Origin of the sequence: Corynebacterium sp. HMSC078A10 (assembly GCF_001811565.1) — a bacterium.
Taxonomy (GTDB): Bacteria; Actinomycetota; Actinomycetes; order Mycobacteriales; family Mycobacteriaceae; genus Corynebacterium; species Corynebacterium hesseae.
Genome location: NZ_KV805195.1, coordinates 89,078 through 103,588, shown reverse-complemented (window position 1 = coordinate 103,588; position 14,511 = coordinate 89,078). Strand labels below are relative to the sequence as shown.

General features: G+C 59.5%; 14 protein-coding genes and 1 pseudogene. 4 read left to right on the top strand and 11 right to left on the bottom strand.

Annotated features, from left to right (window positions below; translation table 11 throughout):
• Window positions 1-5: 5 nt before the first annotated feature.
• Window positions 6-698, top strand: coding sequence for an energy-coupling factor ABC transporter ATP-binding protein (locus HMPREF2808_RS04135; protein WP_070524505.1), 693 nt, complete (start codon window positions 6-8; stop codon window positions 696-698).
• Between the two features lie 5 nt (window positions 699-703).
• A complete protein-coding gene (locus tag HMPREF2808_RS04130; RefSeq protein WP_070524506.1) occupies window positions 704-1,318 on the top strand; it encodes an energy-coupling factor transporter transmembrane component T family protein in 615 nt (204 codons plus the stop codon).
• A 12-nt stretch (window positions 1,319-1,330) separates the two neighbouring features.
• Here the strand turns inward: HMPREF2808_RS04130 and HMPREF2808_RS04125 are convergent, their stop codons facing one another.
• The 4 genes from HMPREF2808_RS04125 to pgsA all read right to left on the bottom strand — a co-directional run bounded on the left by HMPREF2808_RS04125 (window position 1,331) and on the right by pgsA (window position 3,739).
• On the bottom strand, window positions 1,331-2,167 hold the full coding sequence (locus HMPREF2808_RS04125; protein ID WP_070623894.1) for a PspA/IM30 family protein: 837 nt from the start codon (window positions 2,165-2,167) through the stop codon (window positions 1,331-1,333).
• A 106-nt stretch (window positions 2,168-2,273) separates the two neighbouring features.
• Window positions 2,274-2,621: a helix-turn-helix domain-containing protein gene (locus HMPREF2808_RS04120; protein WP_070563143.1), complete on the bottom strand. Its 348-nt coding sequence runs from the start codon at window positions 2,619-2,621 to the stop codon at window positions 2,274-2,276.
• Between the two features lie 45 nt (window positions 2,622-2,666).
• A complete protein-coding gene (locus HMPREF2808_RS04115) occupies window positions 2,667-3,152 on the bottom strand; it encodes a nicotinamide-nucleotide amidohydrolase family protein (RefSeq protein ID WP_070563138.1) in 486 nt (161 codons plus the stop codon).
• Window positions 3,149-3,739 carry a CDP-diacylglycerol--glycerol-3-phosphate 3-phosphatidyltransferase gene (pgsA, locus tag HMPREF2808_RS04110; protein ID WP_198530979.1) on the bottom strand — a complete coding sequence of 197 codons (591 nt, stop codon included), beginning with the start codon at window positions 3,737-3,739 and terminating at the stop codon, window positions 3,149-3,151. The genes HMPREF2808_RS04115 and pgsA overlap by 4 nt, the downstream gene beginning before the upstream one ends.
• Window positions 3,740-3,786: 47 nt before the next feature.
• Here pgsA and HMPREF2808_RS04105 point away from each other — a divergent pair, with 47 nt between their 5' ends.
• A complete protein-coding gene (locus HMPREF2808_RS04105; protein ID WP_070524508.1) occupies window positions 3,787-4,077 on the top strand; it encodes a YciI family protein in 291 nt (96 codons plus the stop codon).
• Between the two features lie 43 nt (window positions 4,078-4,120).
• On the opposite strand, the gene HMPREF2808_RS04100 is transcribed toward HMPREF2808_RS04105, so the two are convergent.
• From HMPREF2808_RS04100 to dapB, 7 genes are all read right to left on the bottom strand, one after another.
• A complete protein-coding gene (locus HMPREF2808_RS04100) occupies window positions 4,121-5,239 on the bottom strand; it encodes a TerC family protein (RefSeq protein ID WP_070524509.1) in 1,119 nt (372 codons plus the stop codon).
• 179 nt (window positions 5,240-5,418) lie between these two features.
• Entirely contained in the window at window positions 5,419-8,667 is a 3,249-nt protein-coding gene (locus HMPREF2808_RS04095) for a DNA translocase FtsK (protein WP_070524510.1), read from the bottom strand.
• Window positions 8,668-8,744: 77 nt separating this feature from the next.
• Complete coding sequence (locus HMPREF2808_RS04090) at window positions 8,745-9,386, bottom strand: TIGR03085 family metal-binding protein (protein ID WP_070524511.1); 642 nt, start codon at window positions 9,384-9,386, stop codon at window positions 8,745-8,747.
• A 43-nt stretch (window positions 9,387-9,429) separates the two neighbouring features.
• On the bottom strand, window positions 9,430-11,499 hold the full coding sequence (locus tag HMPREF2808_RS04085) for a ribonuclease J (RefSeq protein ID WP_083299156.1): 2,070 nt from the start codon (window positions 11,497-11,499) through the stop codon (window positions 9,430-9,432).
• 2 nt (window positions 11,500-11,501) lie between these two features.
• A complete protein-coding gene (dapA, locus tag HMPREF2808_RS04080; RefSeq protein WP_070524512.1) occupies window positions 11,502-12,410 on the bottom strand; it encodes a 4-hydroxy-tetrahydrodipicolinate synthase in 909 nt (302 codons plus the stop codon).
• A 71-nt stretch (window positions 12,411-12,481) separates the two neighbouring features.
• Window positions 12,482-13,231: an FAD-dependent thymidylate synthase gene (thyX, locus tag HMPREF2808_RS04075; RefSeq protein ID WP_070524513.1), complete on the bottom strand. Its 750-nt coding sequence runs from the start codon at window positions 13,229-13,231 to the stop codon at window positions 12,482-12,484.
• On the bottom strand, window positions 13,231-13,977 hold the full coding sequence (dapB, locus tag HMPREF2808_RS04070) for a 4-hydroxy-tetrahydrodipicolinate reductase (protein WP_070524515.1): 747 nt from the start codon (window positions 13,975-13,977) through the stop codon (window positions 13,231-13,233). The genes thyX and dapB overlap by 1 nt, the downstream gene beginning before the upstream one ends.
• A 310-nt stretch (window positions 13,978-14,287) precedes the next feature.
• On the opposite strand from dapB, the pseudogene HMPREF2808_RS13685 reads away from it, so the two are divergent.
• Window positions 14,288-14,511: pseudogene (locus tag HMPREF2808_RS13685) on the top strand (HNH endonuclease); the annotation flags it as partial.

Below are 14,511 nucleotides of genomic sequence, written 5' to 3'. Positions count from 1 at the left end.
CTCCCGTGCCGCTCATTGAATTCCGTAACGTGTCCGTCACCTTCGACGAGACGCCGGTGCTTAACGACGTTTCCCTCAACTTGAGCGAACAACGCATCGGCATCATCGGCGCCAACGGCGGCGGCAAGTCAACCCTCGTCCGGCTCATCAATGGTCTCGGTGAGCCCTCACGCGGTGAGGTCTTGGTGGACAACATGGACGTCGCCAAGCACGGCAAAGAAATCCGGCGCCGCGTGGGATTCGTGTTCTCAGACGCCGAGAACCAAATCGTCATGCCGCAGGTACGCGATGACGTGGAATTCTCCCTGCGGCGCCTCAAGCTGCCTCGGGAGGAACGCACCGCGCGTGTCGACGCCGCACTCGAACGCTTCGACCTCGACGCCCTGGCCGAGCAATCCCCACACTCGCTCTCCGGCGGGCAGAAACAGCTCCTTGCGCTGGCTGCGGTGCTGGTCATGGAACCGACCGTTATCATCGCCGACGAGCCGACAACCCTGCTCGATCTTCGCAACCGTGACCGCATTCGCCGCGAGTTCGCCAGCCTGGAGCAGCAGCTGATCGTCGTTACTCACGACCTCGACTTCCTCTCCGACTTTGACCGCGTTCTGTGCATTGACGACCACCACGTAGCCGCCGATGGAACACCCAACGAGGTCATCCCCTTCTATACGAAGCTCATGGAATCCCGCCCCCTCTAGCGATCATGCCCAAGAACATCCCACTCGGCTTCTATGTCGACGCCGACACCATCATCCACCGCATCCCCGCCGCGGTGAAATTCCTCGTACTCATCGGCTTCATCCTCGTGACTTCGCTGGCCGTTCACACGATCGGCTGGGCAGCGCTAAGCCTCGCTCTCCCTCTTGCCCTCTTCCCCATTGCCCGGGTCCCCTTCCGCGTCGCGCTCGGCCAGCTCGCGCCGCCGCTCTATCTCCTCGTCGCACTCGCTGCTTTTCAGTGGTGGCAGAAGGACTTCACGGAGGCTGCCATCATGTTCCTCACGATTTACGCGGCGATTAGCGCGGCAGTCCTGCTGACACTCACGACGAAAGTCTCGGAGATGATGGACTCCCTGGATCGCGCCGTTGCCCCGCTGGGGCGCCTCGGGGTCCCCGTTGAGAACATCACGCTGGCGATGTCCCTGACTATTCGACTGCTTCCCCTCATGCTGGGAACCGTGGTCGAGGTGCTAGACGCACGAAAAGCCCGGGGCGCCACGGCATCATTAACCGCTTTTGGCACCCCGGTTATCATTCGCTCTATCCGCCGCGCACGCGCCATGGGTGAGGCGCTTCAAGCGCGCGGCGTCGGCGACTAAGCCTATTCTCGCCTATTCTCCGCGCAGCTCGCGCAGGCGAGCCTGAACAGCATCGTTCTGCACGTTCGGCTGAGCCTGGGTTCCTGCCGAGCCGATTGCCTGCTGGGAGTTGCCCTCCACGGCCTTCGGGGTATTCATCTCCGCGCGAATCTGCTCGAGACGGGAGTGGCCAGCCAGTTGCACGCCAGCCTGCTCAATCTCCTGCATACGGTTAGACACGGAGTTCTCCGCGAGCTCTGCCTGGCCCAGGGCCTTGGAGTAACGGCGCTCAATCTTGTCGCGCACCGCGTCCAGGGACGGGGTGTTGCCGTTGGCAGAAAGCTCATTCATCGAGTTGAGGGACTCGGAAACCTTCTCCTGCATCTTGGCCTGCTCAAGCTGGGACAGCAGCTTCGAGCGCTCGTTGACCTTCTCACGCAGGGCCATGCCATTGCGCTCGACGGCCTTCTTAGCCTGCTCCGCCTGCTGCAGTGCCTGATCATGCAGCTTCTTGGTGTCCTCAACAGACTCCTCGGCAGTTACCAACTGGGCGGCGAAGGCTTCTGCTGCGTTCTCATACTCGGTAGCCTTCTGTGCATCGCCTTCAGCACGAGCCTTGTCCGCCAAGTTCAGAGCGTTGCGGGTGTTCTGCTGCAGCTTTTCGATCTCGCTGAGACGGCGGTTGAGCTGCATCTCCAGCTGACGCTGGTTGCCGATGACCGCCGCAGCCTGCTGCGAGAGCTCCTGGTGCTGGCGCTGAGCTTCCTCGATTGCCTGCTCAATCTGTACCTTCGGATCAGCGTTCTCCTCGATCTTCGAATCGAAGAGAGCCATCAAGTACTTCCAGGCCTTTACGAATGGATTCGCCATAACAGAAGGTGCCTTTCTCAGCAGTTCGTTGTGTCTATAAAAAGTGTTCGAAAAGAATTCTCTGCCTGCCTAATATTAGCGAAGCAAGCAGTGCTACGCCGCAGTTCTACGGTTCCGATGCTGCGGGTGCGGTGGACGCTAGCTCCTCATCCATCGATGGCAGCGCCATGTAGCCAGCGGCCTCGATGAGAACATCGGAAACACTGACATCAAGCGCATGGCACACGGATGCCAGAAGCTCAGAGGAAACCTCCTTGCGGCCGCGCTCCAACTCCGAAAGGTATCCCGGGGACACGCGCGCTACACCGGCGAGCTCACGAAGGGTCACGCCCTTATCCGCACGGAAGGCGCGAAGCGTCAGTCCGAGTGCCTCACGCAGCAGCGGCTCAGGGGTCCGCGTCGACCGCGTGCTGGTCTGGGTGGGCTTATCAAGTAATGCAACTGAAGTGTTCATCACTCCGTACAACGGCCCAGCACTCCTCCTTGTTCCCACAATCAACTATTTTTCTTCAAGAGTTGATAGGAGAAGACTCAATGCTGCCTCAACTGCACCGGCACGAATCGCGTTGCGCCCCTCAGCAGAAAGCTCATAGAGGACGCCGCGCTTGGCGACGCCCCCGTCGCCCCTCCCGCACAGCCCCACATACACGGTTCCCGCAGGTTTACCTTCTTGGAGGTCCGGCCCGGCCACACCAGTCAGCCCTAGCCCCCAATCCGCACGCGTTTCGACAACTGCGGCCTCAGCCATCTGCGCGGCAGTAGCGGCAGACACCACGCCTTGATCGTCAAGCTCTTCCACGGTGGTGTTGAGGAAATGTGCCTTGACCTCTGTCGCATACGTCACCAGACCGCCCCGCAACACCGCCGAGGCTCCCGGCACGCTCGCCACAGTGGCAGCGGCTAAACCTGCAGTAAGGGACTCACAGAACGCCACGGTTTCGCCGCGCTCGCGGAGCTTGGACACTAATTGCTTCTCGATGCTCACTGGTTCTCCCTACGGCCATCAATGAGATACTGGATGCCGGTCAGGACAGTAACGAAGGCGGCAGCCAACATGACGAGGAAGCTCGGAAGGTCCATCCACCCCGGCAGCGGACAGAGATACAACGCCACCGCCAAGGTCTGCAGCGCTGTCTTGAGCTTTCCACCTTGGGAAGCCGGCACCACTTTTCCTTGGCGCAGCAAGAAGAAGCGCCAAATAGTAATCCCGAACTCACGGAAAAGAATGACGACGGTGATCCACACGGGCAGAGCACCAGTGATGTTGAGGCACACGAAGGCCGCAGTCATCAGAGCCTTATCCGCGATGGGATCCGCAATCTTGCCGAAATTTGTAATGAGCCCACGCGAGCGTGCAATATCGCCGTCCAGCTTGTCTGTGAGCATGAGGAGCGCAAAGCATACAAAGGCCCACCACTCATGTCCGGCCAGAACCAACCAGGCGAACAGGGGGATAAAGAGGATGCGCAAACTGGTCAAGATATTGGGAAGATTCCAATTGGAGACCTCGGGATTTACATCCGCGGTTTGAGAGTGGTTGTGCGCAGCCTGAGAATCATTCACGCCCTTCATCCTACCGTGGCCTCCCTACCCCTCGCGCGAGCACTACCATGGAAAATATGAAGTACTTCGCTGTCTCCTATGAATACAATCCATCCAACCCAGTCATCGCAAATGTTCGCCCGAAACACCGCGAGTTCATCGGCGCGCTCCATGAGAAAGGCCAGATCTGCGGATCGGGCCCCTTCACCGATTCCAAGGGTGGGGCTCTCATCGTCCTGCAGTTTGAGGACGAGTCAATTGAGGTGGCCGAGGTAATCGCCCTCATGGACCAAGATCCCTTCTACACCGAAGGCGCTGTTACGGGCCGTGCCTTCCGCGAGTGGAATCCCGTTATCAATTCCTTTTAAACTCTTCCCCCCATGCTGCCCGGGACTCGGGCAGCACTCGGAGTTAGGGCAGCTCGGATTTCGGCAGGTCCTCTGCCTTGCCCACAAGCTCTCCCTGCTTGTTACGAACGATCTTGTTGCCAAAATCGTCCCAGTCGTAGTGGTTGTGGGAAATCACCACGCCACCCTGAGTTTGGTCGCGCTTGTCTTTCCACACGGACAGCAACACAGTGATTGCGAGCACGCCGACGATGACCAGCAGCGACATCAGCGTGGAAATCTCCGGCACGGCGGAAACATCCTCACCGCCATTAATAAACGGCAAGTTGTTCTCATGCAATGCGTGGAACAACAGCTTGACGCCGATGAACAGCAGAATGATACCCAGGCCATAGGGCAGGTAAACCAGACGGTCCAACAGGCCATCGATGAGGAAGAACATCTGACGCAGCCCCATGAGCGCGAATGCGTTGGTGGTGAATACCAGGAAGGGCTCCGAGGTAATGCCGTAGATGGCGGGGATGGAGTCGAAAGCAAACATGACGTCGATAAGCCCAATTGCTGCCAGCGCCACGAACAGCGGGGTAAGCGCGAACTTCCCCTTCTTCTCCCCGGACTCTTCACGGTGGGTGAGCTTATCGCCGTGGTAGCGCGGGGTTACGTGTACGACCTTGCGCAGCCATTTGACCACCAACATGTCATTGGGGTCAGTCTCCGGGGCGTCGTTGATCTCATCGATGAGCAGCTTCACTGCGGTGTAAATGAGGAAGATTGCGAAGATGTAGAAGACATCGGACCATGCAGCGATAATTGCCGCGCCCAACAAAATGAAAATGAGACGGAATACCAGTGCCAAAACGATTCCGATGAGGAGCACCTTCTGCTGGTATCTGCGGGGGATTTTGAAGGATCCCATGATGAGCGAGAAGACGAATAGATTGTCCACGCTCAGCGCCTGTTCCGTCACCCAACCGGTGTAGAACTGAGCGGCATGTTCGCTGTCCCACAGCACCCATACAACTCCGCCGAAGACAACGGCGATTGCCATATAGAACAGCGTCCACCCACCGGATTCCTTGAGCGTAGGCTCATGGGGCGAGCGAACGTGGCTGTAGAAATCGAAAATAAAAAAGCCCAGAATCACCACCATGGTGATGGCCCAAACCCACAATGGTACGTGCATAATGCGCTATCCCTCCGGTCGACGCGACAACAAAGACCGGAGGTCTCCCCCGCTAGTGATGCTTACGCAGAGCAACGCTAGCCGGCGCGACCGGGAACTGTACCGCAGTTGCCGTGTTGACGATCGACGCCGAGGATTGGGGTACTCCCCTCCAAGACTCGTCCTATCCTACACGGAACTTAGAACGCACCTGTGGAGGGGTTGGCAGAGATTTCGACGGTGCGGGTATCTGCTGACTCCTCGTCAGCACCGTCAGTGCCTTCAGCTTCCTGGACTTCCTTCGGTGCCTCTGCTGGGTCCGCCCCCTTGATCATCCAAATGATGGTGTCGAGCTCTTCCGGTTTGACCAGCACCTCACGGGCCTTGGAGCCTTCCGATGGCCCGACCACACCGCGTGATTCCATGAGGTCCATGAGTCGGCCGGCCTTGGCGAATCCGATACGCAACTTGCGCTGGAGCATCGAGGTGGAACCCAGCTGGGACGTGACCACGAGGTCGACGGCCTCCAAGAGGTCGTCCATGTCCTTGCCGATCTCCTCGTCGATCTCCTTCTTGGCGTCCTTGGCTTTATCCTCCGTGACACCTTCGGTGTAGTTCGGTGCGCCTTGTGCCTTCGCGGCGTCGACAACCGCCTGCACCTCTTCGTCGGAGACGAACGCGCCCTGCATGCGCACTGGGCGCCCGCCCTGCGGGATAAACAGGCCATCGCCCATACCGATGAGCTTTTCGGCACCACCCTGGTCCAAGATGACGCGGGAGTCCGTGAGCGAGGACGTCGCGAACGCCAGGCGGGACGGCACGTTGGTCTTGATAAGGCCGGTGACCACGTCCACGGACGGGCGCTGTGTTGCGAGCACGAGGTGAATACCCGCCGCACGGGCCTTCTGGGTGATGCGGACGATGGAGTCCTCGATCTCCTTCGGCGCCGTCATCATGAGGTCCGCGAGCTCGTCCACGACGCACACGATGTAGGGGTACGGGCGCATCTCTCGCTGGGAGCCGGCCGGGGCCTGGTATTCGCCGCTGCGAACCTTGCGGTTGAAATCCTCGATCTTGCGCACGCGGGCAGCCTGCATGTCCATGTAGCGCTGCTCCATCTCCTCCACCAGCCATTGCAGGGCCGCAGCAGCCTTCTTTGGCTGCGTAATGATCGGGGTGATGAGGTGCGGGATACCCTCGTAGGGCGTGAGCTCGACCATCTTCGGATCCACCAGGATGAGGCGAACGTCCTCCGGGGTCGCGCGGGTCAGCAGCGAGACCAGCATCGAGTTCACGAACGCCGACTTACCTGAACCGGTTGCGCCGGCCACGAGAAGGTGCGGCATCTTCTTCACGGAGAAGGAGGTGAATTGACCCTCGATGTCCTTACCCAAGCCGATGAGCATCGGATCGTTATCAGCACGCAATGCCGGGGAATCCAAAACATCACGCAGGCGCACCATTTCACGGTCCGCATTAGGCACCTCGATACCGACTGCAGACTTGCCCGGAATCGGGGTCAACAGGCGCAGGTTATCCGTCGCCACTGCATAAGCCAGATTGGACTGCAGGTTGGTAATCTTCGAAACCTTGACGCCTGGTCCCAGCTCAATCTCATAGCGCGTCACTGTCGGGCCACGGCTAAACCCGGTGACCTGGGCATCGACCTTAAACTCCTCAAATACTTCAGTGATGGCTTCGATGATGCGGTCGTTGGCCTCCGTGCGAGCCTTCGCAGGCTTGCCGGCCGTAAGCAGGTCAGTCGTCGGCACGTCATAACCGCCTCCCAGTGCGGTATCTTCCGCACCGCTCGGGGCCGCGGGTGCTTGTTGCGCCGCGTCTTGAACATCCTCGTCGACCTTGGCGCCCGTGCGCGCATCGCGGCCGGAACGCTCCTGGAACATACGGACGGCCTCGGAGTGTGCGGCAGAGACAACGTCCTCCCCGGCCGCCCCAGCAGACGCTACGCTTGCCGACGCCCCCGCGGCTGCCGCCCCCAGCGCCGCACCGGCGGCACCGCCAACGTCTACGCGGGGACGCTTCTGCTGTGCAGGCTTGTGCGCAGGTTTCTCAACCGGCTTCTCGACAGGCTTCGGTGCTGCCTTCTGCTTCTGCTCCGGCTCCGGAACAACGGGGATCTCGTCGGTGTCATCGACGCGGCGCTCGGGCACGGCATCAAAGGAGGGGCGGCCGTGTTGGACCGGTTCCTGCTTCGTGGGCTGTGCCGCCGAGTCAAAGGAGACCGTGGCGTTTTCATCCGGCAGAGCCGGGTAGCTCTGCGTGTGCTGCGTGCGCTGGCGCTGACGCGGACGCGGGGTATGGACCGGGCGCGTGGGGCGCTCGCGCCCCTCGGCAATGGCGTCGATGTCATCGCTGACATAGCCGTAGTCGTCTGCGGAGGCGTCGTCAAGCAGCTCATGCTCCGAGCGGTCCTTCCGGTCACGGAGTCCACCGACGAGTGTAGAGAATTGGGCAGCCACGAAGTCATAGGCTTCGCGCAGAGTGATGCCAGTGATGTTGAGCGCCCCATAGACAATCAACAGGAAGAGCAACGGCACGGCCACGTAGCTAGAGAAGGCTGCTACGAGCAGCTCACCGATAGCAAAACCGATAGCGCCTCCGGCCTCTCCGGCGGCGTTATTATTCCACGTAAGGTCCGGGAGCCCAGCAAAGATATGGATAAGGCTCAGCATGCAGACCACGATCAGGGCCGTGCCGCCAACCACGCGCGGCTTGAAGTGGCCGGCCGGGCCGGAAAGGTCCATCATGAGCGCGATGGCTACGGCGATGAGCGCAACAGGAAGAACATAGGCGCCCGCGCCAATCACATAGCGCACAGCATTGGTGAGGTACTCACCGATAATGCCAGCCACCTGGAACCACGTAGCGCAGGCCAAGACGATGGCCACACCAATCAGCACGAGCGCGACCGCATCCGGGTTGGAGACGCGAATGCTCTTCTCTACCCGGGCGGGGCGCTCCATGATGCTCGTCGGCATCTCGCCGTCAACGTCCTGGGCACGGGTCACCTTGCTTTTCGACGAAGTGCCACCCTCAGCCCTGTTGCTAGTTCTCTTATTCTTCGCGCGTCCAGAAATTTCCCCTGGCTCCCTCACATCGTCGTAATCATCAAAAGCCTCTTCGTCATAGGACGCATCATAAGCGGGATCATAAAGATCCTCGTCCCGATCTCTCGCTTCAGCTGGCTTGAGTCCGGCGAGGCCATGCCCGACTCCCCGCGCCATACTCCCCATGCCCCGGGCCGTAGCGCCAAATACGGTGCCCAGTCCGTGACCAACGGCACGAAAGGCGCTGCCGGTCCTCTCTTCGGAGGTCTCGGCAGCGCGAGTAGCAGACGTCAGCGAGTAGCTTGTGCGGCCCGACGGTCGCGAGCGATTGGCCGTGCGACCTCGGCCGGAGGCGCGAGACGGAGCGTTCTTGACAGACATGATTGCCACTCTAGTAGCAAAAGCCCCATTAACAACATGCGCCACACACGTATGGCGAAGAAAATTAGCGGTTCAGCCTACAGGCTTGACCTTACGATTGCGGATTCATCGCCTTCAATCTCGACATCAGCAGCGTCGCGGCCGAAGGCCCACAAGAGCACCTCGGACACGGTACCTCGTACGCGAACCACAGCGTCGCCTTGTCCAGACACACGATGTCTATCCGCAGCCACGATCGGCGGGAAACCTTGTGGCTCCAGGACAACGGGCAGGCGCGAGTGCGACAGCAGCCGTGTGCCTAGCAGTTTCAACGGCGCCAGTAGCTCTTTGTTGACTGCTCGTGAAAGATCCCTTGGTTCAATGTGGCCATTAGCTCGGCGGAGATCCTCATGGTGGACAAAGTGCTCGGCCGCGTTGAACACGGAGTCTACATAGCGCAGAGGGCTAAACCTAGATGCTCCCCTCCCCCACGCATCCACCAACTCCTCATACGTCATGCCCTCGCGGACCCCATTAGCGACGCTCCGTGCATGAGAGGACAGCGCTGGAATAAAGGAACCGAGCGCTGCATCAGGGCGGTTCTCACGCACCCACAAGTGCGTTGCTAGGTCTCGGGTTGTCCACCCTTCGCACAACGTCGGGGCATCAGGGCCAAGCTCATGGAACAACGCCACCATCTTGGCGCGCTCTGCTGAAGAAAACGACATGCGCCCCAGCATACCCACCGGAGGCGGGAACACTGGGGCGCTTGCGGCCTTAGCTTTAGAGCGATTCGCGGGAAGCGTGAACTTCGTCGTCGTCAGGCAGCAGGATATCCGAGTTCGTCGGAACGATGGTCGGCAGAATCACCGGCTCGCGCTTGTACTTGGAGTCCATGAGCTTCGAGACCTTGCGGCGCAGCTTCTGCACCATGCGGTAGGTATCGTTCTCCCCCTCAGCGGCGAGGTCATTCATGGTGTTCTCCACCATCTCGGCGACCTCAGGCACGATACCGCGATCATCGTCGGAGAAGCCCGTCGTGGACACCGTCGGATGCTCAAGCAGGCGCGACGTGCGGTTATCGATGACACAGGTGATGGAAACGACACCGCCGGCACCCAGGTTGGTGCGGTCCGCGAGGGTATCGGCGTCGACATCACCCATCGACACACCATCGACGTAGAGGTTGCCCACCGGGATCTGGCCGACGACCTCAGCACGGCCGTTGCGCAGATCGACGACAACGCCGTTCTGCGCAAGGACCACGCGATCACGGGCCACACCAGTGGAGACTGCCAGCTCCTTGTTTGCACGCAGGTGGCGCCACTCGCCGTGCACCGGCATGGCATTCTTCGGGCGTGCAGCGTTGTAAAGGAAGAGCAGCTCGCCACCATAACCGTGGCCGGAGGCGTGGACCTTAGCTTCCTTGTTCGTGATGACCTCAGCGCCAATCTGGGACAGCATGTTGATAACGCCGAACACGGCCTCCTCATTACCCGGAATCAGGGAGGAGGAGAAGATGATGAGGTCACCATCGCGGACGGTGATCTGGCGATGCTCACGACGGGCCATGCGGGACAGCGCCGCCATCGGCTCACCCTGGGTACCGGTGGTGATGAGCAGTACCTTGTGCGGAGCCATCTTGGCTGCCTCATCGATCGGGATGATGGTGCCGCGCGGAACCTTCAGGAAGCCCATCTTCTCCGCGATTTCCATGTTGCGCATCATGGAGCGGCCGTTGAACGCAACCTTGCGGCCGGCGGCCACGGCGGCGTCGATAGCCGCCTGCACGCGGTAGACGTTCGAGGCGAAGGAAGCGATGATCACGCGCTGCTTGGCCCCAGAAACTAGGCGCTTAAACGTTGCCGGAATGTCGCCCTCAGAGGCGGACACACCCGGGATGTTGGCGTTGGTGGAATCGCACAGCATGAGGTCCACGCCTTCGTCGCCGTAGCGCGACAGGGCCGGCAGGTCCGTCGGGCGGTTATCCAGCGGGGTCTGGTCCAGCTTGATATCACCGGTGTGGATGATGTTGCCAGCCGGGGTTCCCAGCATGACGCCGAGGGCATCCGGGACGGAGTGGTTCACTGCCCAGAAGCGGCAACGGAACGGACCGTAATTCACATCGGACATCTCATTGACCTCAACGAACTTCGGCTTCTGGCGGTGTTCCTTACACTTGGCAGCAATCAGCGCAATGGTGAAGCGCGAAGCCACGATCGGGATATCCGGGCGCAGCTTCAGCAGCCACGGGATAGCACCAATGTGGTCCTCGTGCGCGTGGGTTACGACGAGCGCCTTGACCTTGTGAATCTTCTTCTCAATCGGACCAAAGTCCGGGAGAATCAGGTCCACGCCTGGCTCACCGGAGGACGGGAAAAGCACACCACAGTCGATGATGAGCATCTCATCCTGGTACTCAAAGACGGTCATGTTTCGACCGATCTCGGAAATACCGCCCAAGGCATAGATACGCAGAGAGTCCTTCTGCTGCTTCGGCGGCTCCGGCAGACGCTTGGTCAGATCCGCGCCTTGCATGGACTTAGGTACATTGCGACGGCCGCGGTTGTTGTTGCGATTGCGGTTGTTACGACCACCGTTGTTGTTATTGCCGTTGTTGTGGTTGTTGTTGCCGCCGCGGCCGCGACCACGGCCGCCACGGGAACCACGAGAACGGGAACGACGGTTGCCGTCGTCAGAGCTTCCAGACTCCTTAGAGGATGCACCGGAAGCAGCCGATTCCTTCGGCGCTTGGAAAACCGGCGAAGCCGCCTCATTCGAGGCGGTCTCGGTCTCCGAAGGCGGACCCGCCTTACGGGTCACCTTGCGGGAACGGTTACGGGATTCAGTCATTCTTAAAGGACTCCAGCCTTTTCCAAATCGTGACGGAGAACCTCAATCTCATCCGCGTCAGCCGCGGAAACCGGGAGACGAGGTTCTCCAACTTCAATGCCCTGCAGGCGCAAGGCAGCTTTAACAAGAGTTGCTCCTCCGAGGCGGCCTTGCGCCTCGACGAGCGGGGACAAAGTTTTCGCGTTGATCTCTCGCGCACGTGCGATATCACCTTCGTCGAAGGCCACGTAGAGATCAGCCAGGGCACGCGGGGCAATATGACCAATCACGGAAATAACGCCTGAAGCACCGAGGGCCAGCCACGGCAAGTTCAGCCCGTCATCTCCGGAGTACCATGCCAATCCGGTTTCCTGGATAAGCGGTGCAGCCGCTACAAGATCGCCCTTGGCGTCCTTGACGGCCTTGATGTTCGGCACTTCCGCGAGGCGAAGAAGGGTCTCCGTCTCAATCGGAATGCCCGAGCGGCCAGGGATGTCATACAGACAAATGGGGAGGTCCACGGCGTCAGCGACAGCGCTAAAGTGCGCATACACACCGGCTTGGGAAGGCTTGGAGTAATACGGAGTTACAACCAAGAGGCTGTCTGCTCCCGCATCAGCGAAAGCGCGCGCTGCTGAAATGCTGGTGGCGGTGTTATTGGTTCCCGCTCCCGCACACAATTTAGCGCGACTGCCTACCTCTTCCTTTACAGCTGCAAACAGCTCCAGTTTCTCATCCAACGACGTCGTCGGTGACTCACCCGTGGTCCCAGCCAAAATGAGCGAATCAATACCGTTATCAACCAGATGAGCTGCCAGGCGACGACCAGCGGACACGTCCAAGGCGCCATCCTGGTCAAATGGAGTGACCATAGCTACGCCTACGCGTCCGAAGGTGTCGACGCCTGTCTGTGCTGTCATACCTGTGCTCATAGGCGTCAAGATTACCCGCTTTCGCCCCTATTGGCCGCATCGGGGTCGTGCGCGAGTCTCCTGCAAAGCCTTTAAGCGTACGGGCTCGAAGCCATTTCGGTCCCGTCGGACAAAGTGGTGATGTGGAAGTCGTCGAAAAGCACCGGCGATTGCTCTCTCAACAGCTTCAAGCATGTCACCGCCAATTGGCGCATCTCAGTATCAGCCTGCTCCGTTGCCCGAGCACCGATAAAGTGGCGCCACGCACGGTAGTTGCCGGTCACTACTATGCGGGACTCTGTGAGATTAGGCAAAACCGCACGCGCTGCCTGCCGCGCCTGCTTCTTACGAAGCAATGCGTTTGGTTCCTCTTCCAGTTTGGACTCGAGGGCGTCGAGCAGCTCTTCGTAGACAAACCGCGCTTCGTCGGCCGCCTGTAGCGTTAACCGCTTTAGCTGCTCATCTTCTGCAATGAACTTGGGCAGCACGACCTCTGCTTCGTCGGAGTGTACGAAGCGTTGTGAAAGCTGGGAGAAGGAGAAATGCCGGTGGCGCACCAACTCATGTGTTGCGGAGCGCGACAACCCTCTTATATACAGCGTCGCGGTGGCATGCTCCAGAAGCGCGTCGTGGCCTACCTCCAAGATGTGGTGCAAATAAGCCTGGTTCGACGCGGTACGAGGATTTGGCTTATCGAAGGACTCGTAACACGCACGCCCAGCAAACTCGACTAAAGCCTCGCTTTCCGACGCCCCCTCGTCCGCCTTCCAATCCACCCCTCGTGGTGCATAAAACGCCGTTGCCGCGATGAGTTGGACATCAAGCTCAGAGACCTTTGCCATTACAGCCCCAGGTACTTCTCAAGCCCCACGGTCAAACCTGCGTGGGAGGAAATCTCGCGCACACCAAGCAAAACACCGGGAGTAAAGGAAGAGCGGTCATAGGAATCTTGGCGGATGGTCAGGGATTGCCCTTGGGTACCGAAGATTACCTCTTCATGCGCCACCATTCCCTGCATGCGAACTGCATGGACGTGGACGCCATCAACGTCTGCACCTCGCGCACCGTCAAGGGACTGCTCGGTCTTGTCCGGCATTGCATCCAGGCCAGCTTCCTTACGAGCCTTCGCAATTCCCTGCGCAGTATGAACCGCCGTGCCGGACGGCGCGTCAAGCTTATTCGGGTGGTGGTATTCAACAACTTCGGCGCTATCGAAGAACTTCGCCGCTTGGGCAGCAAACACCATGGTCAATACAGCTGAGACAGCAAAGTTCGGAGCGATGAGAACGTTGCCAGCGCCCTCCTTCTTAGTCCACTCCTCTACCTTGGCTAGCCGCTCCTCGTCGAAGCCCGTGGTACCGACAACAGCATGGATTCCATTGGCGATACAAAACTCAAGATTATCCATAACCGAAGCGGGCTGAGTGAAGTCGACGGCGACCTCGGCGCCTGCTTCAACTAGCTTCTCCAGCGGGGTTTCGCGATCAATTTCAGCGACAAGCTCCAGATCTTCTGCAGCGTTGACGCCCTCCACGATTGCCTGCCCCACGCGACCCTTAGCGCCAAGGACACCCACCTTGATAGTCATTCACAATCCCTTCATACGTGTTCATACGGTTAGCTGTGCCTAGTCTATCCCCGCCGCCGGCAGGGTTTGGGACAGGGCGGAGAGGACCGCCATAAACCTCGACCAATTGCGTAGTTCACTGGCGTTTAGGCGGTTTTACAACCTTCCACATTTATATCGCACATCCAATCTATTTTGACGCGGATACCCCCGTTTGTAGTAACGACTTGACATCAATTTACCACGGCCTATAGCCATGCAGGTCATGTGGTACTAGAATTATCGTTAGAACACAGCTTCTAAAATAGTATCAGTCTCGGGGGAGACATTCATGACCACCGCCACGCACCCTTCAACCTCCTCTTCTTTCTTCTTCTCAACAACGAATCCGAATAATCCACACGCTATAGCCCGCGCGGCAGCCCGCCGCGCTATCTACAACACCTGGGTTGGTGCTATGCCCAGCCTGCAGGCTGATATCAACACCACCGCACTATCTTTAGTGGCGGCCTGGTCACTGCCCGAAGGCCACATCAAAGCAGGTCTGCGTGCTAT